Origin of the sequence: Kitasatospora sp. NPDC056783, assembly GCF_042789895.1 — a bacterium.
Taxonomy (GTDB): Bacteria; Actinomycetota; Actinomycetes; order Streptomycetales; family Streptomycetaceae; genus Kitasatospora.
In genome coordinates this window covers 1-20,236 of record NZ_JBHUAF010000047.1, presented here as the reverse complement: position 1 = coordinate 20,236, position 20,236 = coordinate 1, and the positions used below count along the sequence as shown (strand labels likewise).

Genomic DNA, 20,236 nt, shown 5'->3' with positions numbered 1-20,236 from the left:
ATCCTTAGCCGGCCCCGACCTCGGTACCGCCGGCCGAGGCTCCCCTCCCCCGCCGGGTGTCCCGCGATGCGGACCGCGCACCCCTCGGCCTTGGGGGTTCGCCCCCGTCCCGGTTAGCCTGTCGCTCACAACTGACACGCGGGAGCTTGGACCCACCAGGCTGAGAGTGCGCATGTCGACCGTACGCCACCGGAGTGACGGGCGGTCGAGGGGGCGCTGACCGCCGGAACCTGTCCGGGTAATGCCGGCGTAGGGAGTATCGGCCATGCCGCCTGCTTCGCCATCCTCTTCTCCGGACGCGAACGCGTCCAAGGATTTCTCCGGAGCCACGCCCCCCGCGGGCACCGCGCCCACCGGGACCGCCGCGACCGCCGTCCTGGAAGGCCCCGAGCACGTCGAGGCCCCCCTGGTCCTGGACACCGAACCGCCCCGCACGCTGCGCTTCCGGGACCAGTTCGCGCTCTGGATGAACCTGGGCGTCAGCCTGATCGGCTTCTCCACCGCCGCCACCGTGCTCGGCGCCCGCGGCAACGAGCTGTCGCTGGCCGCCGCGGTGACCGCGATCGTGGTCGGTACGGCGGTCGGCACCGCGATGCTCGGCGTGGCCGCGGTGATCGGCGCCCGCACCGGCGCCCCCGCGATGGCGAACCTGCGCGGTCTGTTCGGCACCCGGCTGTCGTACCTGCCGACGGTGCTGAACATCGTGCAGTGCGTCGGCTGGGGCGTGTTCGAGCTGCTGACCATCTCGGCGGGCGCCCAGACCGTCGCGCACACCAGCGGCTACCGCTGGCTGTTCGTCCTGCTCGCGGGCGCGCTGACCACCGCGCTGACCATCTGGCCGCTGGGCTCGATCGCGGTGCTGCGCCGGTTCGTGGCCGGGGCCGTCGCGGTCGCGATGGTGTACTTCACCGTCCAGCTGGGCCGCCAGGGCGTGCCGGACCCGGGCGCGGGCAACTGGCACGGCTTCCTGGGCGCCACCGACGCGATGATCGCGGTGTCGATCTCCTTCGTCCCGCTGGCCGCCGACTACACCCGGCACTCGCGCACCCCGCGCTCGGCGTTCTGGGGGAGCTTCTCCGGCTACACGCTCGCCCAGGTCTGGTGCTACGTGCTCGGCCTGATGGCGCTGCTGCAGTCGGACGGCGACCCGAACCGGATCTTCGACTCCTTCCTCGGGGTCTGGGCCGGCTGGCTGTTCCTGCTGGTGCTGGTGCTGCGCGAGACGGACCAGTCCTTCGCCAACGTGTACTCGACCGCGATGTCGGTGCAGAACCTGCTGCCGAAGGTGGACCGCCGGGTGCTGTCCGGCGCGATCGGCGTCCTGACCACCGTGCTGGCGCTGCGGATCGGCGAGTTCACCGACACCTACTACGGCTTCCTCGGCCTGATCGGCTCGGTGTTCGTGCCGCTGCTGGCGGTGCTCGCGGTGGACTACTTCCTCGGCGCCGGACGGCACGGCTGGGACCTCTCCGCGGACGCGCCGTCCCGCTGGCTGATGCTGCTGCCGTGGCTGCTGGGCTTCGCGGTCTACCAGTTCGTCGCGCCGACGAACGTGGCCGGCTGGTGGACGGACTTCTGGACCTCCGCCCAGGAGGCGCTGCACTTCACCCCGCGGGAGTGGACCTCCGCCTCGCTGTTCGCCTTCCTGGTGCCGGCCCTGGTGACCTGGGCGCTCACCCCGCTCAGCCGGCGGGGCGCCCGGCGCTGAGGCGGCCGGAGAACCGACCGAGACGGCCCCACAGGTTGGGGCCGTCTTCGTCCGCGCGTCACTTCCGCCGCCTATCGTTGGGCCCGTGACCAGCCCAGACCTGTCCTCGACGGCGGCGCGCACCGCGCCTCCCGTCCAGGTGATCGCCCACCGCGGTTCCTCCCACGCCCTGCCCGAGCACACCCTCGCGGCCTACCGGCGCGCGCTCGACGAGGGCGCGGACGCCCTGGAGTGCGACGTCCGGGTCACCGCCGACGGCGCGCTGGTCTGCGTGCACGACCGCCGGATCGGCCGGGTCTCCAACGGCCGGGGCACCGTCTCGGCGATGACCCTCGCCGAGCTGGAGGCGTACGACTTCGGCGCCTGGAAGACCGGCCGTCCCAGCACCGACCCGGAGGTGCGCGGCGTGCTGCGGCTGGAGCGCCTGCTGGAGCTGGTGGTGGACTGCGGCCGCCCGGTGGACCTGGCGATCGAGACCAAGCACCCGGTGCGCTTCCGCGGCCGGGTGGAGGCCGAGCTGCTGCGGACGCTGGAGCGGTTCAAGATCGGCGCGAGCCGTGAGGGCGACCGTCCGTCCGCCCGGATCATGAGCTTCTCCTCGATCGCGCTGAACCGGGTGGCCGCCGCCGCGCCGGAGTACCGGCGGGTGTTCCTGTTCGAGCGGCAGCTGCCGCTGCTGGGCCGGCTGCGCGCGGGCTCGCCGCTGCCGGGCGGGGCTCGGATCGCCGGTCCGGGCATCGAGCTGGTGCGGGCCCGCCCGCAGCTGGTGACCCGGCTGCGCGAGCTGGGGCACGAGGTCCACGTGTGGACGGTGGACGAGCCTGCCGACGTCGAGCTCTGCCTGGAACTCGGGGTCTCCGCGATCATCACCAACCGGCCCGCGGAGGTGCTGGCGCAGCTCGGCCGGTGATCCGCCGACGCACCGAACGCGATAGCCGTCCGATCCGATCACTCTGGTCGGCAATCAAACCTTCCTTGCTCGAAATTGCCGGAATTCATTCACCCGAGCGACGGAGGGTGAGCACGGAATGACCTGATGTCGACTGTCGGTCGCTGTGTTCGAAATGGACTCGCGGGATCGCCCGGTGCTCGTTTCCGACGCATTACCAAGGGGCATCTCTCCCTCGGCAAACGCTGAAGGAGGTCCGGGGGTGGCGTTGATGGTGGCGCGTGAAGTGCCGGCTTCATCGACCATGGCAGTGCCGCACGGCCCAGCGAGTGTCGGGGTCGCGCGGCGCCGACTGCGTCGAGATCTGGGTGACCGGCAGATACCGGAACCGGTCATCGATGATGCCGTTCTGATCCTTTCCGAGCTGTTGAGCAATGCCTGTCGGTACGCCCGTCCGCTCGGTCCGCTGGCGGCCCTGGGCCGCGGTGCCCGGGCCGAGGTGCTCGGGCAGGTGCTGGTCGGCGTCCCGTCCGGGCCGCAGCCCGCCCCGGGCGGCCGGGAGTCCGCCGAGGGCTCCGCCGTGCCCGACGGCGGGGTGCTGGTCCGCTGGCAGATGCACGCCGACGGGGTGCTCACCCTGGAGGTCACCGACGGCGGGGCGACCACCCGGCCGCTGCCCGCGAGTCCCTCGCTGACCTCGCGCGGCGGCCGCGGCCTGAGCATCGTCGGCCGGCTGGCCAGCGACTGGGGCGTGCGCGACGCCCCCGGCGAGGTCACGGTCTGGGCGGCCCTGCCCGCCCGGGCCCGGCACGCCCGGCGCACCGGGGGCGATGCCCGTAGCGCGTGAGCCGGGTGCGGGGAATGTGTCGTTAGGCTTCCCGGAACACAGGACCACCGTTCCCGGGAGAGCCGCAGCATGGGCAAGAAGGCCGCCAAGAAGGCGCCGCAGCGCCAGTCCACCACCGCCGTCACGGGCGAGATCCCCGTGGTCGGGGCCCGCGAGGACTGCCCGTGCGGCTCGGGCCGCCGGTACAAGGCGTGTCACGGCCGGGAGGCCTCGCACGCGGTGCAGGAGCTGGTGCACCGCCCGTTCGAGGGCCTGTCGGGCGAGGCCGACTGGGTGGCGCTGCGCGAGCTGGTGCCGGCCGCCACGGTGCCGCTGAAGCTGGCCGCCGGGGTGGCCGACGACGCGAGCGGTGACGTCCCGTCGGTCACCCTGGCCACCGTGCTGCCGCTGGCCTGGCCGGCCCTGCGCCGCCAGGACGGCTCGATCCTGCTTGGCCTCCAGACCCAGTCCTCCTCGGGCGACCTCAGCCGCGACCTCGCCGACGCCCTAGAGCTGGCCCTGGCCACCGAGCCGGGCAGCCCGGTGCCGGCCCGCCGGACCGTCCCGGGCGGGCGCCGCCTCCAGGACCTGCTGGACGCCACCGCCGCGTTCGAGCCCACCGTGCACGCCGGCTTCGAGTTCTGGCTGGAGGACGCCGAGTCCGCCACCGGTGAGGTCGCCGCCTCGCTGGAGCGCGCCAACGCCTCGGCCATCCCGACCGAGAAGCTCGCCGGCGTGGACGCCGCGTACTGGTGCGGCACCCCGGACAAGAACCACCTGCGCTGGGTGATGACCGTTCCGGAGGAGCAGCTGCTGGACGCGCTGGCCCGGCTGAACGCGGCCGGCGAGGCCTCGCTCGGTGCGGACACCCGCCTGGTCGGCTCGTTCCGCGCGCACGGCCTGACCGTCCCGGTGTGGGACCTCCCGCTCACGATGACCGCCGCCGACTGCGAGAAGCCGGCCGCCGGGTTCGCCGAGCGGCTCGCCGCCGTGCTCGCCGACGGGACCCCGCTGACCGCCGAGGAGCGGCGCGCCCGCGCGAACCTGGTGAACCGTCAGGTCACCCTGAACTAAAGCGCGCGGGGATCGGCGTGATACGCGTCACATTGTCGCGGTGAACGCGCAATTTCCGGGCGTGCAGGGCGTCTTGGAAATTGGCGCGAGCGCGGATCCTTGTTACTGTCTAAAGAGTCCGGCCGCTGGTGCATCCCCCGTCGCCAGCGGCCGGATCTTTTCTTTTCCCGGAGCGCCCCGATCTCGGGCGCCGGCACCCGGCCCCGCTCCGATGGACCTCAGTAGGCCGAACGTCCGCTGTCCAGCCGGACCGTCGCCTCCACCAACTCCCCCAGCAGCGGCCCCACCTGCGGCAGCCAGACGCCGCCGCCGCCCGGCCGCGGTGCCAGCACCCAGCGCACCCTCCCGGCCGCGCCACCGGGCGGCAGCGACAGGAAGCCGCCCGGCCCGTGATAGCGCAACGAGCCTGGAACCCAAGGGAGTTGGGCGAGCATCTCGCCGAGCACGTCCAGCGAGTACGGGGCCACCAACAGCGCGTAACGGCCCGGCATCGCCAGTACCGGGCCGAGCCGCAGCCGCAGCGCGCCCAGGTAGACCAGCGCCCGGGCACCGGCCGCCGCGGGCAGGCTGACCGCCGACACCGCGGAGCCGGTGGCGGCCAGCACCGGCGCGTCCGGGCTCCGCCGCTCCCACCACCAGCTCACCATCCGGGCGTCCGTGGTGGCGGCCAGCAGCGAGGGGTCGTGCGGGTGCGCGCCGGGGACGGCGCAGTCCAGGTCACCGCAGGAGCAGCGGCCGTCGCGCAGCACGGCGCCCGGCACCACGGGCCAACGGTGTTCGACGGCGGCCGTCAGGGCCGCGGCCAGTCGGGCGGCACGTGCCTCCGACCGGTCCTTCGGGTTCTCACGCATGGCGCTCGTTCCTTTCCCTGACCGCTCGGTTCGCTCCACTCCGCCGGCGTCCGTCGGGATCCTCCGCGCGGGCCCGCCGCGGCACGGCCCCGGGCGGCACGGGCGGGGCGGGCGGCAGGACGGACGGCGCGGCTTCGACATGGAGCGGGGATGGAGCACGACTGAAAGGGCCGCGCACTGGAACAGCCCTTGGAACGAGAATCCCGTACGCGACCGGATGGACGCCGCCCGGGCGCGCTTGGTTCCACCGTACGAGTGAGAGAGTTCCGGCCGGAGCGGCTCGCGGGCGGCACGGACATACGATCCGGACGGCCGCCCGGACCGTCCTCCCGGTTCTGCCCGCTCACGGCCCGCTCCATGCCTCCCGGCCCCACCGGCGCGGGTGCGGGCCCCGTGCGCCCCGGCCGGGTCACGGCGGATGAGGAAACGGCCACGGCGCCGTCCTGGATCTGGACATGCCCCGAATGGCCTGTGTAGAAGTGGTGGCATTGCTGTCGATCAATGACGAGTAGTAGCGAATCGAGGCGAAACACGCCCTTCGGCCGTGCTCGCTCCACATTGGCCTTATCTGGGGGTTTCGCATGGCACGTAGCACCGCGTCAGGAGTGGCGGCATGAACGAGTCCCACCCGTCGACGGCCGTTCCGTCGACGCCGACCGCCGAGCCGGACGGACCCGGCTGCGCAGGCGGGCTCACCGTCCTCGACCCGCCGGGAACGCCCGGCCCCGTCGACGCCCAGGACGACCCGGCCTGCCCGGACGGCGAGGACGGCGAGGACGGCCCGTCCGACGACCGCACGGCGCCTTCCGCCGCCGTGCAGGACCGTTTGGCCGGACGCCTGTCCGATATCACCAGCCTGCACGAGCACACCGAGCTGCTGGCCCGGACCCGCGGCCTGGCCGCCACCCTGGACGCCGTCCTCGCCTCCGGCGCCACCATGCTCGGCGCCCGGCGCGGCATGCTGGTCACCAGGCTGCCCGGCGGCGGGCCCGGACAGCCGGTCGGCCTCGCCCTCGACCGCGCCAGCCTCGGTGCCCTGGAGACCGTCCCGGCCGAGCAGAGCCTGCTGGCCCGGCTGCTGCGCGAGCACGACCGACCCGACCAGTTGCACTCCCGCGACCTCGCCGAGGACCCGGCCATCGGCCCCCGGCTGCGTGAGCTCGCCGTCCACCTCGGCCTCGGCGGCGCCTTCGGCCTGCCGCTCGCCACCGACGAGGACGGCCCGCTCGCCGCCGCCCTCTGGTTCTACGACGAGCCCGCCGAACCGACCGAGTGCCAGCGCTCGCTGGCCCGCCACTACTGCGAGATCGCCTCCCCGCTGCTCGCCAAGCAGCTGGAGTCGGACCGGATCGCGCGCACCACCGAGGCGCTGCGCCGCGGCCTGCTGCCGGACCGGCTGCCCCACACGGCCGGACTGCGGCTGGCCGCCCGGCTCGTCCCGGCCGGGCTGGAGCACTCCGCCGGAAGCGACTGGTACGACGCGATCCCGCTGCCGGACGGCACCCTCGGCCTCACCGTCGGCTCGGTCTCCGGCGACGGCCCCGGCGCCGGCCCCGGCTCCGCCCCCGGCGCGGCCGCCGCGATGGGCCGGGTCCGGGCCGCGCTGCGGGCGTACGCGGTGCTGGAGGGCGAGGACCCGGTCTCGGTGCTGGGCGACCTGGAGCTGCTGCTCAAGACCACCGAGCCGGCCCGCACCGCCACCGCCGTCTACGCCTGGGTCGAGCCCGAGGAGCGCCGGGTCACCCTGGCCGGCGCCGGGCACTGCCCGCCGGTCCTGGTCGGCCGGCACGGCGCCGAGTTCGTGGAGACCTCGCTCTCCGCCCCGCTCGGCATGCTGACCTGCTGGGAGGCCCCCGGGGTGGAGTTCACCGCCGAGCCCGGCGACACCCTGCTGCTCTACACCGAGGGGCTGGCCCGCCGCTGCGGCCCGACCCTGCACGCCGGGCAGGCCAACCTGCGCCGGGCCGCCGCCGACGCCCCGCGCGACGTGCGGATCGACCCGGACCGGCTCTGCGCCCACCTGCTGGCCGTCTGCCCGGCCCCGGGCGCGCTCACCGCCGCCACCGACGACCTGATGCTGCTGGCGGCGCGCTTCGCGTAGCAGTTCGAACCCGGAGCGTCCGGGCGGCCGGGCGTCCGTACCATGGACGCACGGCCGCCCGCGCGTGTCGCGATCCGACACCTCCCCCGACGGGCGGCGGTACCACCCCCCAAGGAGGCGTTGCACGTGAGCGAGGACCGTACCCCCGCGGTGGCCGAGAACCCCGAGGCCGAGGGCGGCGAGGAGCCGGAGCAGTTCGTGGGCCGCAAGAACGGTCTCTACGGCGAGATCTCCGACGAGCTGGCCGCCTCGATGAAGACCGGCTGGGCCGACACCGAGCTGCACGGCCTCGCGCCCGTCGCCCAGGCCCGGTACGCGGCCGAGCGCCGCGCCAAGCTGTCCGCCGCCTTCCCCGGCGAGCGCCTGGTCGTCCCGGCCGGCAACCTGCGGGTGCGCTCCAACGACTGCGACTACGCCTTCCGCGCCGCCAGCGAGTACGTCCACCTCACCGGCGACCAGACCGAGGACGCGGTGCTGGTCGGCGAGCCGACCGGCACGGCCGGCCACGAGTTCGCGCTCTACCTGCTGCCCCGCTCGAACCGCGAGAACGGCGAGTTCTGGCTGGACGGCTACGGCGAGCTGTGGGTCGGCCGCCGGCACAGCCTGAGCGAGCAGGAGCAGCTGCTCGGCCTGCCCGCCCTCGACGTGCGCGAGGCCGCCGAGACGCTGGCCGCCAAGGCCGCGGACCCCGCCGTGCCGACCCGGATCGTCCGTGGTCACGACGCCGGCCTGGAGGCCGCGCTGGCCGACGCCCTGGACGCCGGCAAGGACGCCGAGTTCAAGGAGTTCCTGAGCGGCCTGCGGCTGGTCAAGGACGAGTGGGAGATCGGCGAGCTGCGCGCCGCCTGCGACGCCACCGTCAAGGGCTTCACCGACGTCGTCCGCGAGCTGGGCCAGGCCGTCGCCACCTCGGAGCGCTGGATCGAGGGCACCTTCTGGCGCCGCGCCCGGGTCGAGGGCAACGACGTCGGCTACAGCACCATCGCCGCGGCCGGCCCGCACGCCACCACCCTGCACTGGGTGCGCAACGACGGCGACGTGCGCCCCGGCGAGCTGCTGCTGCTGGACGCCGGCGTGGAGACCAGCACCCTCTACACCGCCGACGTCACCCGCAGCCTGCCGATCGACGGCCGGTTCACCGAGCTCCAGCGCCGGATCTACGACGCGGTGTACGACGCCCAGGAGGCCGGCATCGCCGCGGTCAGGCCCGGCGCCCGCTTCCGCGACTTCCACGAGGCCTCGCAGCGCGTGCTGGCCGAGCGGCTGCTCGCCTGGGGCCTGCTGGACGCCTCGGTGTACGACGTGGAGAAGGTCCTGGAGCTCGGCCTCCAGCGCCGCTGGACCCTGCACGGCACCGGCCACATGCTCGGTCTGGACGTCCACGACTGCGCCCACTCGCGCCGTGAGGAGCACGTCGACGCGCTGCTGGTGCCCGGCATGGTGCTGACCGTCGAGCCCGGCCTGTACTTCCAGCAGGACGACCTGACGGTGCCGGAGGAGTACCGCGGCATCGGCGTGCGGATCGAGGACGACATCCTCGTCACCGCCGACGGCAACGAGAACCTCTCGGCCGGCCTGCCCCGCCGCGCCGAGGACGTCGAGGCCTGGATGGCCTCGCTGGCCTGAGCGCCGTAGCGGTCATGTGAGAGGGCCCGGCCTCCCGAGCAGTGGGAGGCCGGGCCCTCGGTCATGGACGGGCCCTCGGTCATGGGCGGGCCCGCGGTGTCAGCGCCCGTCGCGCCCGAAGACGGACCGCTCGACGGACTTGTGGCCGTTCGCCTCGGCGCTCACCCGGATGTCCACGTCGTACTTCGGGGTCTTCTTGAACGTGGCCCGGAAGGTGTACTCGACCGTGTTGCCGTCGCGGACGCCCGGCACGTTCGGGACGACCGCGACCGGGCCGCAGTCGTCCTTCAGCTCGACCGGCTTCCACACATCGCCGACCAGGGCCTCCAGCGTGACGTCGTCCGAGGTCAGCCCCTCGACGCTCCACACGGCCACCCGGGGGCGCAGGCCCTGGGCGCCGTCCGGCGAGGAGACCCGGAAGCCGAACGGGATCGGGTCCGTGGTGACCACGCCCTTGGCCGGCGGCGTCACCGAGACCATCTCCGGGCTGTGGTGGTCGACGACCGAGGCGTTCAGTTCGGCCTTCGCCATGTCGAGGTAGTTCTTGGAGTTCGGCACGGGGGCGTCCGCCTCGATCGTGATCCGCCCCGGACGGTTGGCCAGGGACAGCCGCATCCGGTACTCGACGGTCCGGCTCTCGCCGGCGGCCAGGGTGAAGGCCGCGTCGTTGGCCGTGCCCGCGTAGTCCATCCCGCCGCCCTGGCTGAGGTGGTCCAGCGTCTTCCAGCCGGAGGCGTCCTTGCGCTCCAGGGTGCCGTCCGCCATCGCGACCACCTGGTTGCAGGGCGCGCCCTCGTCCTGCTGGGTCGAGACCACCGGGGCCATGGCGCGGGTGCCGGAGGCGTCGTTGTTCTTCCAGGTGACGGAGAAGGACACCAGCTCACCCAGCTCGATCTTCCCGCCCTCGTTCAGGCCGCCGAAGCTGATCCCGATGCCGCCTCCGTTTCCGTTTCCGTTTCCGCTTCCGTTTCCGCCGGACGGGGTGGTGGGCTTGGCGCGGACGGGCTCGGCCGCGCCCTTGGCGGCCGCCTTGGCGTCGGTCCTGGCGGTGCCGGCGCTGGTGCCGGCGTCGGTCCCGGCGTCGGTCCCGGCGGTGGTCTCGGCCGTGGCCGACGCGGTGGGAGCCGGGGTGGTGGCGGCCGGGGCGGTGGGGGCGGGGACGGCGCCCGCGCCGGGCGTGGCCGACGAGGTGGCGGCGGGCGTGGTGACCGGGGCGGAGGCGGCGACGGACGCCCCGTCGTTCGTCGGGCCGCAGGCCGCGATACCGACGGCGGCGACGACGGCCAGCGGGACGATCTTCGCAATACGGGCGATAACGGACGCGTTCATGTGAGAGTCCCCCCATAGGACAAGCTGATGGTGTGATTCGAAAGAACGGGTGCCCACTGTCGCGCCCCGTGGAGTCGGCCCGAGCCCCCCGGCTCCTCGCCGGCCGCTCCCCCGCCTCTCACTGACATAGACGTCCATCCCCCCGAGGGGTTGCGGCCGGGTTCGAAAAACTTTCCGCGCACTTCCCCCGGGAACGCCGAAGGCGCCGCGACCAGGGGAAACCCCCGGCCACGGCGCCTCGACGACGACCCGCGGCAGGCTACTTCACGACCACCCGCACCGGAACGGTCCGGGTGCCGACGGTCTGGGGCATCCCCTCGGCCGGGATCACCAGGGCCTCCGCGGTCACCGGCATCACTCCGGCGCCGTCCTCCTTGGTCAGCTTCATCCGGTACTTCAGCGTCACGCTCTGCCCCGGGGCCAGCGCGAAGCTCCCGTCGACTGCGGGCTTGCCCGCCACCGGCCGGTTGAGGTCCACCGGGGTCCAGGTCCCGCCGTCCTGCCGCTCCAGCGTGCCGTGCACGGCCGGCTGGCTGCCCCCGTACGACTCGGCGACCACGTGCGGGGTCACCTGGGCGTACGTGGTCTTGCCGGTGTTCTTGAAGGTGACCGAGAACGTCGTCGCGGTGCCGTCGTTCGGCAGCTGCTGGCCGGTGGTGAGGCCGTCCACGGAGATGCCGACGGAGTTGGCGAGCGTCGCCGCCTGGGAGGACGGCGGCTGGTGGCCGCTGACGTCCAGGGTGTCGAGGATCGAGACCAGGGCGGGCTGGTAGTCGGGCTTCAGCCCGTTCGCCACGATGTACACCTGGTCCGAGTTGAGCCCCCACATCTGGGCCGTGAAGGCGTCACCCGGCTGGCAGGTCACCTGCCACTGCGTCTTGTCGATCGTCTTCCCGGCCACGATGTCCCTGGTCCGCACCGCGGCGCCGACCGAGGAGTAGCCGTTGGCGGGGAAGTACGGGTGGCCCCAGACCGGGCAGTTCGGCTGGTGGCCCCAGCCCGACTCGGAGCCGAGATCGGCCATCGTGGGCCAGGCGCCGCCCTCGATCTCGTCCGGGCTGTTGTAGGCCACGACCAGCACGCCGTACGGCTCGCACTGCTGCTGCGACCAGCCCTCCTGCGGCTCGGTCGGCACGCCCGGGCTCAGGACGCAGACCCGGTCGGCCGAGACCGGCACGGCCTTCCAGCCGGCCGGCACCTTGAACTTGACGCCCCGGAGGTTGTACGAACTCGCCGGACTCACCGGTGGGTTGGTGTTCCGGGGAGTGGCGGACCCGGCGTCGGCCAGCGGGACCTCGGTCGCCGCCTCCGTGGGGGCGCCGGTCTCGGTGGGGGCGACCGTCGGGCTCGGCTCGCCGGTCGGCTCGGGCGTCGGGCTGGGCGAGGTGGTCATGGTCGCGGCCGGCGGCGGGACCTGGTCCTTGGCGACCGGCTCCCCGTGGAAGCCGAGCACGCCGATCGCCATCGCGGCGGCCAGGCCGAGCGGCACGGTGACCGCGTACACCGGGCGCAGCCGGCGGATCCGGCTCTTCGGGGGTGCGGCCGGACGCAGGCTGTTCGCCGTGACCATCGAGGCGCGCGCGGTCAACGCCTCACGGAGCAGCCGTTCCGTCGGGGTCTCGGCCGGCCCGTCGCCGTCGCCGCCGATGCGGCGGGGTAGCTTGTCGGTCATCGAACCTTCTCCAGATGCTTTTCCAAGGCGTCCAGTGCGCGACTGGCGGTGGACTTCACGGCACCCCGGGACAGTCCCAGGGTCTCGGCGATCTGCGCCTCCGACAAGTCGGACCAGTAGCGCAGCACCAGCACCTCGCGCTGGCGGGGAGTCAACTCCTGCAGGGCCACCAGTACCCGGCGGTGCTCGTCGTTGAGCACCGCGTGGTCCTCGGCGGACGGGGCGTCGGCCACGTGCGGCGGTACGTACTCGCGGGCCGTCTTGCGGCGGCGCAGCATCGAGCGGGCACCGTTGACCACCGAGGTCCGCAGGTAGCCGAGCGCGTTGTCCAGGTCGTCCAGCTCCTCGCCGTAGCGCTGGTAGAGCTGGGCGAAGGCGTCCTGGACGACGTCCTCGGCCAGGTCCTGGTGGTCGACCAGCATGACGGCCATCCGGACCAGGCCGAGCCGGTGGGCGTGGTACAGGTCGGTCAGGGTGGGCCGGTCCTCGGCCGGTTTGCGGCCTCCGCGCAACAGGCGGAAGCCGGAGCGGCGCTGCTTCGCCTCCTGTTCGGTGACGACACCGGCGAGCGGCTCGCCGGCTTCCTGCGCGCCGAACAACGCGGCGGCCATCCCTCGGATGGAGAAGCCACGCCCCCCTGTCGGCACGGCGGTCGGCCCGATGGCCATGGACATGCGCGATTCCGCTTTCCCCCGGGACGGTGGCGGCATCGGCCGCCTCGTCAGGTCATCTGATCAAGATCGTGATCGGAAGGATCATTCCAGTCGCCCCGGGTCCGTTTCCTTCCGCCCCACCTCCATGGACGTGTGGCGGGGGCGGAGGTTGCAGGTGGATTCGAAGAAATTTCCGGGACGGCCGGGACGGCTACACTCACCGGCATTCCGCCACCCGTGAGCAGGGGGTTTCGCATGGCCGAGCAGGACGTCCAGGGTCCGGTCGGTGCCGGGGCCGGCACGGCGGTCGGCACGGCGACGGCGACGGCGACGGCGGGCACGGTGGCGGGCACCGCGACAACGACAACGGCGGCCGGCGTCCCCGGCCCGCGGCCGGTACCCGTCAGGATCGGCCGGCGCCCGGAGCCCGTGCACGACGTCGCGGTGTACGCCTTCGCGGGCATGGCACCGTTCGAACTCGGCGTGGTGGTCGAGGTGTTCGGGCTGGCCCGGCCCGAGCTGACCGGGCTGCTGGCGGCGCCCTGGTACGGGCTGAAGGTGTGCGCCGACCGGCCCGGGACGGCGCTGGACGCGGTGGGCGGCTTCGCGCTGACCGCCCGGCACGGGCTGGACGAACTGGCCGCGGCCGACACCGTGGTGATCCCCGGGGTGCCGAACGCGTTCGGTGGCGTGGGGGCACCTCCCGGCCGCCAGGCCGGAGGCGTCTCCCCCGAGTTGGTCGAGGCGCTGCGCACCGCGCACGGGCGCGGCGCCCGGATCGTGTCGATCTGCGGGGGCGCCTTCGCGCTGGCCGCCGCCGGGCTGTTGGACGGCCGGGAAGCGACCACCCACTGGCGGTACGCCGAACTGCTCCAGCAGCGGTACCCGCGGGTGCGGGTCAACCCGGACGTGCTCTACGTGGATGACGGCGACGTCCTCACCAGCGCGGGCAGCGCGGCCGGCATCGACCTCTGCCTGCACCTGATCCGCCGCGACCACGGTGCCAAGGTGGCCAACGCGGTGGCCCGCCGCTTCGTGGTCGCACCACACCGGGACGGCGGGCAGGCCCAGTTCATCGAGGCGGCGGTCCGCCCGGTCGAGGACGAGGAGGACGGGATAGCCGGCAGCATGCAGTGGGCGCTGGACCACCTGTCGTCCCCGCTGACCATCTCACTGCTGGCCCGGGCCGCCCGGATGTCGGACCGCTCGTACCTGCGGCACTTCACCGCCCGCAACGGGACCAGCCCGATGCGCTGGGTCGTCACCCAGCGCATCGCGGCCAGCCTGCCGCTGCTGGAGTCCCCGGAGGGGACGGTGGAGGAGGTCGCCGCGGCGGTCGGCTTCGAGAGCGCCGCGACCTTCCGGCACCACTTCGGCCGGGTGATGCGCACCTCCCCGACCGCCTACCGGCGCTCCTTCGGGCGCGGGGCGGCCTAGGTGTACTGACCCGTGAGGCTGGGAACGTGCCCTACGCCCGCTCGCGCCGGTCCGCGTTGGCGAGGATCGCGTCGTGCAGCCACCGCGCCAGGCCCGGCGCGACCTCCTCGTAGGTGTCGGTCCAGCGCTGGTCGGAGACGTACAGACAGGCCAGGCCGCGGTGGATGGTGAAGGTGCAGTCGTAGAAGTTGCGGCAGATGTGCTGCCGGTGCTCCTCGGCGAGGCCGGTGGCCACCTCGCCGTCGGCGGGCTCGCCGGCGGTGATCGCCGCGGCCAGACGGGTGTTGAGCGCCGTCATCTCGGCCTGGACCCGCTGCCAGTCGGCCTTCGAGTAGCCGCCGGTGCGGCGCTGCGACTCGGCCCAGGCTTCGGTGTCTCCCCAGCGTTGCTCGGCCTCCTGCTCCCAGTCCTCCTGGTAACCCTCGCCGAAGATCTCGAACTTCTCCTCCGGGGTCAGCTGAATTCCCATTCTCCGTGCCTCCATGGCGTGTTCGACGGCGGTGGCGAGTTCCTGGAGGTGCCTGATCCGGTCGCTGAGCAGCCGGTGCTGCCGCCGGAGGTGTTCGCTCGGGCTGACCGAGTGGTCGTCCAGGATCGCCGCGATCTCCTCCAGGGCGAAGCCGAGCTCACGGTAGAAGAGCACCTGCTGCAGCCGGTCGAGGTCGGCGTCCACGTACCGGCGGTAGCCGGAGCGGGTCCGGCCGGCCGGGGACAGCAGGCCGATCTCGTCGTAGTGGTGCAGGGTGCGGACGGTCACCTTGGCGATCTTCGCCACGGCCCCGACCGAGTAGCCCTCACTGGTCATCGGAGTTCCTCCCTGGTGCTGACCACCACCCTCGGCTCTCACGTCGCGTGAGGGTCAAGTCGCGTCGGGGACGGGTGGCGCCGGGGACGGGTGGCGCCGGGGGGACGGGTGGCGCCGGGGTCAGGCGGTACGGGCGGGCTCCGGGACCCGGTGCCCGGCCGGGGCGTCGTCGACGCCACCCGACGATCCCGAACGCCGCCGGCGGGACCGCTGGGTGGGCCAGAACAGCACGTACCCGGCGGAGACCACCACGAAGGCGAGCCGGACGAAGCCGCGGGCCGCGTCGGACGGGAGGAACAGCGTGCCGCCGTACAGCGCGGCCAACGCGATCCAGCTCCACCACGGGACCAGCCGCTTCTGCCCGACCGCGTCCCAGAGCAGGGTGCCGAGCAGGATCGAGGCCGTGTAGTACGTGTAGACGCTCGGATCGAGCAGGATGCGGGCGTCCGCGCCCAGCAGCACCACGGCCGGCCAGCGGCCGCGCCAGACGGCGACGCAGCCGAGCCCGATGCCGAGCGCGAACTGGGTCGGCCGGTCCCACCAGGGGGTGGCCGGGTCGGTCACCCCGAACCAGCGCAGCGCGGAGGCGGGCTGGTTCGGGATGGTGAACTTGGCGGCCGCCATGGTGTCCAGGTTGCCCAGGTAGAACGGCAGCCAGGCGATCGCCACCAGGACGCAGAACCAGAGCGCGGTGCGCAGCCAGGCGGGCCGGGGCAGCGCCAGGATCAACGGAGCGAAGGCTATCGCCCAGGGTTTGGAGTCCACCGCCAGCGCCAGGAAGACCGCGACCTGGACGGGCTTGCCGCGGGCCAGGGCGTGCGCGGCGAGGGTGGTGAAGAACAGCGCGAGGACGTCGTCCAGGTGCGCGAAGCGGACCGAGACCTCGACCCACATCGGGATGAAGGCCAGCCCGGCGATCAGCAGGCGCTGCTGGAGCCGCCGGTGGTTGATCCCGGTCCCGAGGTAGTACAGGGCTGCGGTGCGGCCGATCACGACCAGCATCACCAGGCCCAGCCCGGCGCTCACCGCCTCCGCGATCAGCTCGCCGGTGTGCGGGGCGAACGGGGCGGTGAGCCTGGCCGCGGCGAGGCTCACCGGGCCGATCTGGAGCTCCGGGTGGTGGGCGTAGAGCGACAGGCCGCCGTCGGGCTGGTCGCTGAAGAGCAGCTGCTCGCCCTGGCGCAGGTAGTGCCAGGAGAAGCCGCCGCTGGGCTCGACCAGGAAGAACCAGAGCACCGTCCAGGCCGTCAGCAGGATGTGGTGCCTCCGGAGCGGCAGTCCCGCGATCCGCCCGGTCGCCGCCTCGTAATCGGTGGTGGCCCGTGCCGTGCGTGCTTCCCGCACCTGTCCTCTCCCCGCCGTTCCGCCCCCCTCCGGCCGGACATCCTATGTGACGAAGTAGAACCGCCCGTGCCGCCCGCACATCCGTCCGACGGGACGGTGCGGGGCGGCACGAGCGGGCTCCGGAGGGCGCCGCCCTTCCCGGGTCAACGACTCCGGGTCAACGACTCCGGGTCAACGACTCCGGGTCAACGCCTTCCGGTCGGTGCCTCCGGCTCAGCCCTGCTGCGCGGACTTGCGGCGGCGCAGCACCACGAGGGTGCCGATACCGGCCACCAGGACGGCGCCACCGGTGGCCGCGATGGCGGTGGTGTGGTCACCGCCACCGGTCTGGGCCAGGGCCTTGTCGTCGTCGTCCGCGGCGGACTTGGCCTTGTCGACGGCGCCCGGGGTCAGCGGCGGCGGGGTGATGACCGGGGGCTCCACCGGGAAGTCGATCGGGCCCGAGGTGTCACCGCTGCTCTCGGCCGGGGCCGGGGTGGTGGCCGAGCCGGAGGGAGTGCCGGTGGCCGGGGTGGTCGGCTTCTCAGTCGGCTTCTCGGTGGGCTTCTCGGTGGGCTTCTCGGTGGGCTTCTCGGTCGGCTGCTCCGTCGGCTGCTCCGTCGGCGCGACGGTCGGGCTGGCCGACGGGGAGTTGCCGGCGGTCGGGGAGCTGCTGGCCGACGGGGAGCTGCTGACGGTCGGGCTGGGCTTGCCCGTCGGGCTGGGCTTGCCGGTGTGCGTCGGGGTCGGCTTGCCCCCGCCCCCGGGCGCCTTGATGACGAAGCCCACACCGCCGTCGCAGCTGAGGTGGCCGTTGTCGACCGGCTGGTGGCTGGTGTCGTCGAGCTGGGCGGCGAAGACGACCGGGACGACGCCGGCCCGGCCGAGCGGGGAGCCGTCAGTGAAGGAGGCCCGGACCTTGATCGGGACGTGCTTGCCGCGGTTCACCCCGAGCAGGTCGTCGGCGACCGGGTTGCCGTCCCCGTCGAGGGTCCCGAGCATCATCAGGACGGAGGTGTTCTTCTCCCCGCTCTTGTCGGGGGCGACCACGGCGGTCTGCCACTGGCCCTTGGGCAGCTTGTACTGGACCTTGAGGTCCTTCGCCTGGAGGGTGCCCGCCTTGTTCTTGAACTTGAGCAGCGGGATGAAGACGAAGTCGTGCTTCGTCCGGTTCTCGATCTCGAACGTGAACTCACGGGCGTCACCACCGGCGATGAAGGTGCCGGGAACGCCGTCCAGCGAGAGGTCGAGGCTCGCGTGCGACGCCTTGTCCGCCTGTGTGGCGGTGGCGGACGGAGTGCCGGGGGTGCCGACGGCCATGGCGCCCTGGGCGCCGGCCAGCACGAGTGAGGACGCGAGCGCGGCGGCTCCGGCAAGGGCAAGACTGCGACGTATGGACAAGGGAGACCTCACGGAAGTGTCCGGGCGAGGCCCGGGAAGGCACGAGGGGGCAGCCGTGAACGCCGCGAACCCCCCGCGAAGCTGAAAGTCCGACGGAGAGTACCGAACGATCCGACCGACCCGGAAGGCGGGTGGCACGCTGTGACCCGAACGCGGGAGCAGCATGCCCGAATCGTCCAACTCTGTTTGCCCATACGGCTTTTGCTCTTCGCCTGATCGTCACCGGTCGGTGACGGGTACACGCCCGGACGACGGCACCTCACACCCCCGGCACCTCACACCCCCCGGCAGCGGCCTCGCCGGGGATCAGCCCTCGAAGAAGGACTTGGCCGCGATCAGCGCCCGCTCGTCACCCAGCACGTCCCCCGGGCGGGTGCCGTTGCCGAGCAACACCCCGCCCCAGCGCATCCCCATGTACTCGGCGGTCAGCCGCAGCGTACCGATCAGCGGTTCGGCCAGGTGGCCCTCACCCGCGAGGACGGTGACACCCCAGATGGTGCCGCCGCGCATCCCGTCACGGAACGCCACCCCGGGCTCCCGGAGCCAGGCCGACCAGTGGTCGAGGTAGAGCTTGGCGCTGGTCGGCAGCGAGTACCAGTACAGCGGCGCGACGAAGACCAGGTCGGTGGCCGCCAGGGTGGCGTCCAACAGGGCCCGTCCGTGCCCGGTGGGCTCGGGGTAGCCGCCGTCACCGATGTGCCGCAGATCCCGGAAGGGCGGCAGCGGGTGGTCGTCCAGCCGCAGCCACCGCTGCTCGGCGCCGGCCGGCAGGCTCGACTCGGCGGCCAGACGGGCGAGGCGGACCGAGTTGCCGTCGGGGCGCGCGCTGGCGTCGAGGAACAGGAAGCGACGCGGCGCATCGGCGCCCGACAGCTGATCCGTCATCAGAACTCCTCCGTCGTACGAGCGGTGCGAACGCAGGAGTGAGCAATCGTCCAACGTCGATGTATTCCGGGCCCGGTTATGGACTCGGCGTCGGTGTCGGCGTCGGCGGAGTTCAGTCGGGCAGTCCGGCCCGGCGCCGGGCGACGGCGGCGACCGCCACCCAGTCCTTGTCCCCGTCACCGTGCGCCAGCGCGTCCAGGAAGGCGTCCCGCAGGATGCTGCCGAACGGCAGCGGGACGTTGCGCGCGGCCCCCGCCTCCAGCGCGAGACCGACGTCCTTGAGCCCCAACGGCAGCCGGAACCCGGCCGGTTCGTAGCGGCGCTCGGCCACCATCGCGCCGTAGCCGGAGTGGACCGGCCCGGGGAAGAGCGTGCCGGTGAGCATCTCGACCAGGTCGGTCGGCCTGACGCCGTGCGCCTCGGCCAGGCTGCACGCCTCCGCCATCGACTCGATCGCGCAGGCGATCAGGAAGTTGGCACTGATCTTGGCCGTGTTGGCCTGCCGGGGGTGTTCACCGAAGTGCCAGATGCGCTCGCCCATCGCGGCGAACAGCGGCTCGGCCCGGTCCAGCAGCTCGGGGGCGCCCGCGACCAGGATGTTCAGCCGCCCCGCCGCCGCGACCGGCGGACGGCCGAGGACGGGAGCGGCGACGTAGCCGATGCCGTGCTCGGCGTGCAGCGCCTCGGCGCGCTCGGCGAGGGCGAGCGAGATGGTGGCCATGTTGACGTGCAGGGTCGCCGTGGCGCCGGCCAGCAACGCGGGATCGAGCAGCAGCTGTTCGACCGCCGTGTCGTTCGCCAGCATGGAGACCACCGTGTCGGCGGCGAACACCTCGGCGAGCGAGCCGGCGGCCTTCGCGCCCTCGGCCACCATGGCTGCCACCGGCTCGGGCGAACGGTTCCAGACCCGTACGGTGTGGCCGGCCCGCAGCAGGCTGCCGGCCATGCCCCGTCCCATCGCGCCCAGTCCCACGAAGCCGATCGTCTGCCCGGTCATCCGCGCGCTCCCTCGTTCCTCGCCGTCGCCGCTCTTACGCGACCGAACTGTATGTCAGGAGCGGGCGGTTCGATCCGAGGCAACGCGGCCGCTCACGCGCGGGGCACGGCTCACGCGCGAGCCGCTCACCCGCGACCCGTTCACGCGCAGGCGCGGCTCACGCGCACGCACGGTTCACGCGCAGGCGCGGGCCGGCCTCCGGGTGCGGTCGGCGACGGCGCCGCGCTCCAGTTCGGCGACCACCCGGCCGCGCAGCAGCTCGTACTGGGCCTGGAGCCGGCCGGGCCGGGCCGGGCGGGCGACCGGGCGGCCGGGGCCGACCAGTTCGTCCGGCCCGAACTGCTCACGGGTGAGGTCGATCTCGAAGCCGGTGGCGAAGCGGTTCCACCAGTGGAGATCCGTCCGCACGCCGTCGACGTACACCTCGCCCATCATGAGCTCGCCACCGAGCAGGTCGTGCACCACCATCGCCGTCACCCCGCACTGGCCGCGAGCGGGATTGTCGGGCCGCCAGTGGGCCAGATCCTCGGGCGCACAGGTGTCGACGCCCCAGGAGGAGCGGATCGCACGTTCGATGTCGTTGAGGGTCCACGCCGTCATACCGGGAAGCCTGCCATGCGCCACTGACAGCGGCAGCGGCTTTTCGAAGGGTCATCCCG

At 73.2% G+C, this 20,236-nt stretch carries 16 protein-coding genes, 1 pseudogene and 1 riboswitch; of the genes and pseudogenes, 7 read left to right on the top strand and 10 right to left on the bottom strand.

The features are described from left to right. Positions 1-128: 128 nt before the first annotated feature. A riboswitch (TPP riboswitch) is annotated at positions 129-273 on the top strand. From ACFRMQ_RS10390 to ACFRMQ_RS10375, 4 genes are all read left to right on the top strand, one after another. Beyond that, entirely contained in the window at positions 266-1,708 is a 1,443-nt protein-coding gene (locus ACFRMQ_RS10390) for a purine-cytosine permease family protein (RefSeq protein WP_380729047.1), read from the top strand. (Overlaps the previous riboswitch by 8 nt.) Before the next feature lie 85 nt (positions 1,709-1,793). Next, positions 1,794-2,618, top strand: coding sequence for a glycerophosphodiester phosphodiesterase family protein (locus tag ACFRMQ_RS10385; protein WP_380729045.1), 825 nt, complete (start codon positions 1,794-1,796; stop codon positions 2,616-2,618). A gap of 406 nt (positions 2,619-3,024) precedes the next feature. Then, a complete protein-coding gene (locus tag ACFRMQ_RS10380; protein ID WP_380729043.1) occupies positions 3,025-3,444 on the top strand; it encodes an ATP-binding protein in 420 nt (139 codons plus the stop codon). A 69-nt stretch (positions 3,445-3,513) separates the two neighbouring features. Beyond that, the gene (locus tag ACFRMQ_RS10375; protein WP_380729041.1) at positions 3,514-4,497 is read left to right on the top strand and encodes a DUF5926 family protein; all 984 of its coding nucleotides are present in this window, start codon (positions 3,514-3,516) and stop codon (positions 4,495-4,497) included. A gap of 218 nt (positions 4,498-4,715) precedes the next feature. On the opposite strand, the gene ACFRMQ_RS10370 is transcribed toward ACFRMQ_RS10375, so the two are convergent. After that, a complete protein-coding gene (locus ACFRMQ_RS10370; RefSeq protein ID WP_380729039.1) occupies positions 4,716-5,348 on the bottom strand; it encodes a bifunctional DNA primase/polymerase in 633 nt (210 codons plus the stop codon). Between the two features lie 613 nt (positions 5,349-5,961). Here ACFRMQ_RS10370 and ACFRMQ_RS10365 point away from each other — a divergent pair. Continuing rightward, on the top strand, positions 5,962-7,449 hold the full coding sequence (locus ACFRMQ_RS10365; RefSeq protein WP_380729037.1) for a PP2C family protein-serine/threonine phosphatase: 1,488 nt from the start codon (positions 5,962-5,964) through the stop codon (positions 7,447-7,449). Positions 7,450-7,575: 126 nt separating this feature from the next. Continuing rightward, entirely contained in the window at positions 7,576-9,075 is a 1,500-nt protein-coding gene (locus ACFRMQ_RS10360; protein WP_380729035.1) for an aminopeptidase P family protein, read from the top strand. A 99-nt stretch (positions 9,076-9,174) separates the two neighbouring features. Here ACFRMQ_RS10360 and ACFRMQ_RS10355 read toward each other — a convergent pair whose 3' ends face one another. The 3 genes from ACFRMQ_RS10355 to ACFRMQ_RS10345 all read right to left on the bottom strand — a co-directional run bounded on the left by ACFRMQ_RS10355 (position 9,175) and on the right by ACFRMQ_RS10345 (position 12,687). Next, complete coding sequence (locus ACFRMQ_RS10355) at positions 9,175-10,404, bottom strand: hypothetical protein (RefSeq protein ID WP_380729033.1); 1,230 nt, start codon at positions 10,402-10,404, stop codon at positions 9,175-9,177. Positions 10,405-10,663: 259 nt separating this feature from the next. After that, complete coding sequence (locus tag ACFRMQ_RS10350) at positions 10,664-12,076, bottom strand: hypothetical protein (RefSeq protein WP_380729031.1); 1,413 nt, start codon at positions 12,074-12,076, stop codon at positions 10,664-10,666. Continuing rightward, the gene (locus ACFRMQ_RS10345) at positions 12,073-12,687 is read right to left on the bottom strand and encodes an RNA polymerase sigma factor (protein WP_380729029.1); all 615 of its coding nucleotides are present in this window, start codon (positions 12,685-12,687) and stop codon (positions 12,073-12,075) included. Before ACFRMQ_RS10345 ends, ACFRMQ_RS10350 begins: the two co-directional genes overlap by 4 nt. A gap of 297 nt (positions 12,688-12,984) precedes the next feature. Between ACFRMQ_RS10345 and ACFRMQ_RS10340 the strand changes: the two genes are divergently transcribed. Next, the gene (locus ACFRMQ_RS10340; protein ID WP_380729027.1) at positions 12,985-14,166 is read left to right on the top strand and encodes a helix-turn-helix domain-containing protein; all 1,182 of its coding nucleotides are present in this window, start codon (positions 12,985-12,987) and stop codon (positions 14,164-14,166) included. Positions 14,167-14,197: 31 nt separating this feature from the next. On the opposite strand, the gene ACFRMQ_RS10335 is transcribed toward ACFRMQ_RS10340, so the two are convergent. The 6 genes and pseudogenes from ACFRMQ_RS10335 to ACFRMQ_RS10310 form a co-directional block, all read right to left on the bottom strand. Next, on the bottom strand, positions 14,198-14,971 hold the full coding sequence (locus ACFRMQ_RS10335; RefSeq protein WP_380729025.1) for a MerR family transcriptional regulator: 774 nt from the start codon (positions 14,969-14,971) through the stop codon (positions 14,198-14,200). A gap of 120 nt (positions 14,972-15,091) precedes the next feature. After that, positions 15,092-16,315: a hypothetical protein gene (locus tag ACFRMQ_RS10330; RefSeq protein WP_380729023.1), complete on the bottom strand. Its 1,224-nt coding sequence runs from the start codon at positions 16,313-16,315 to the stop codon at positions 15,092-15,094. 213 nt (positions 16,316-16,528) lie between these two features. Then, on the bottom strand, positions 16,529-17,695 hold the full coding sequence (locus ACFRMQ_RS10325; protein ID WP_380729021.1) for a PT domain-containing protein: 1,167 nt from the start codon (positions 17,693-17,695) through the stop codon (positions 16,529-16,531). Positions 17,696-18,001: 306 nt separating this feature from the next. Next, on the bottom strand, positions 18,002-18,580 hold the full coding sequence (locus ACFRMQ_RS10320; RefSeq protein WP_380729019.1) for an NAD(P)H-dependent oxidoreductase: 579 nt from the start codon (positions 18,578-18,580) through the stop codon (positions 18,002-18,004). 112 nt (positions 18,581-18,692) lie between these two features. Then, positions 18,693-19,589, bottom strand: a pseudogene (locus ACFRMQ_RS10315) (NAD(P)-dependent oxidoreductase); the annotation flags it as partial. 162 nt (positions 19,590-19,751) lie between these two features. Next, a complete protein-coding gene (locus ACFRMQ_RS10310; protein WP_380729017.1) occupies positions 19,752-20,177 on the bottom strand; it encodes a hypothetical protein in 426 nt (141 codons plus the stop codon). Positions 20,178-20,236: the final 59 nt, after the last annotated feature.

Bases quoted from the DNA above. Each gene is read 5' to 3' on its own strand.
- ACFRMQ_RS10390 (WP_380729047.1), top strand. From the start codon at position 266: ATGCCGCCTGCTTCGCCATCCTCTTCTCCGGACGCGAACGCGTCCAAG.
- ACFRMQ_RS10340 (WP_380729027.1), top strand. From the start codon at position 12,985: ATGGCCGAGCAGGACGTCCAGGGTCCGGTCGGTGCCGGGGCCGGCACG.
- ACFRMQ_RS10310 (WP_380729017.1), bottom strand. From the start codon at position 20,177: ATGACGGCGTGGACCCTCAACGACATCGAACGTGCGATCCGCTCCTCC.
- ACFRMQ_RS10345 (WP_380729029.1), bottom strand. From the start codon at position 12,687: ATGGCCGCCGCGTTGTTCGGCGCGCAGGAAGCCGGCGAGCCGCTCGCC.
- ACFRMQ_RS10370 (WP_380729039.1), bottom strand. From the start codon at position 5,348: ATGCGTGAGAACCCGAAGGACCGGTCGGAGGCACGTGCCGCCCGACTG.
- ACFRMQ_RS10335 (WP_380729025.1), bottom strand. From the start codon at position 14,971: ATGACCAGTGAGGGCTACTCGGTCGGGGCCGTGGCGAAGATCGCCAAG.
- ACFRMQ_RS10320 (WP_380729019.1), bottom strand. From the start codon at position 18,580: ATGACGGATCAGCTGTCGGGCGCCGATGCGCCGCGTCGCTTCCTGTTC.
- ACFRMQ_RS10375 (WP_380729041.1), top strand. From the start codon at position 3,514: ATGGGCAAGAAGGCCGCCAAGAAGGCGCCGCAGCGCCAGTCCACCACC.
- ACFRMQ_RS10350 (WP_380729031.1), bottom strand. From the start codon at position 12,076: ATGACCGACAAGCTACCCCGCCGCATCGGCGGCGACGGCGACGGGCCG.
- ACFRMQ_RS10365 (WP_380729037.1), top strand. From the start codon at position 5,962: ATGAACGAGTCCCACCCGTCGACGGCCGTTCCGTCGACGCCGACCGCC.
- ACFRMQ_RS10355 (WP_380729033.1), bottom strand. From the start codon at position 10,404: ATGAACGCGTCCGTTATCGCCCGTATTGCGAAGATCGTCCCGCTGGCC.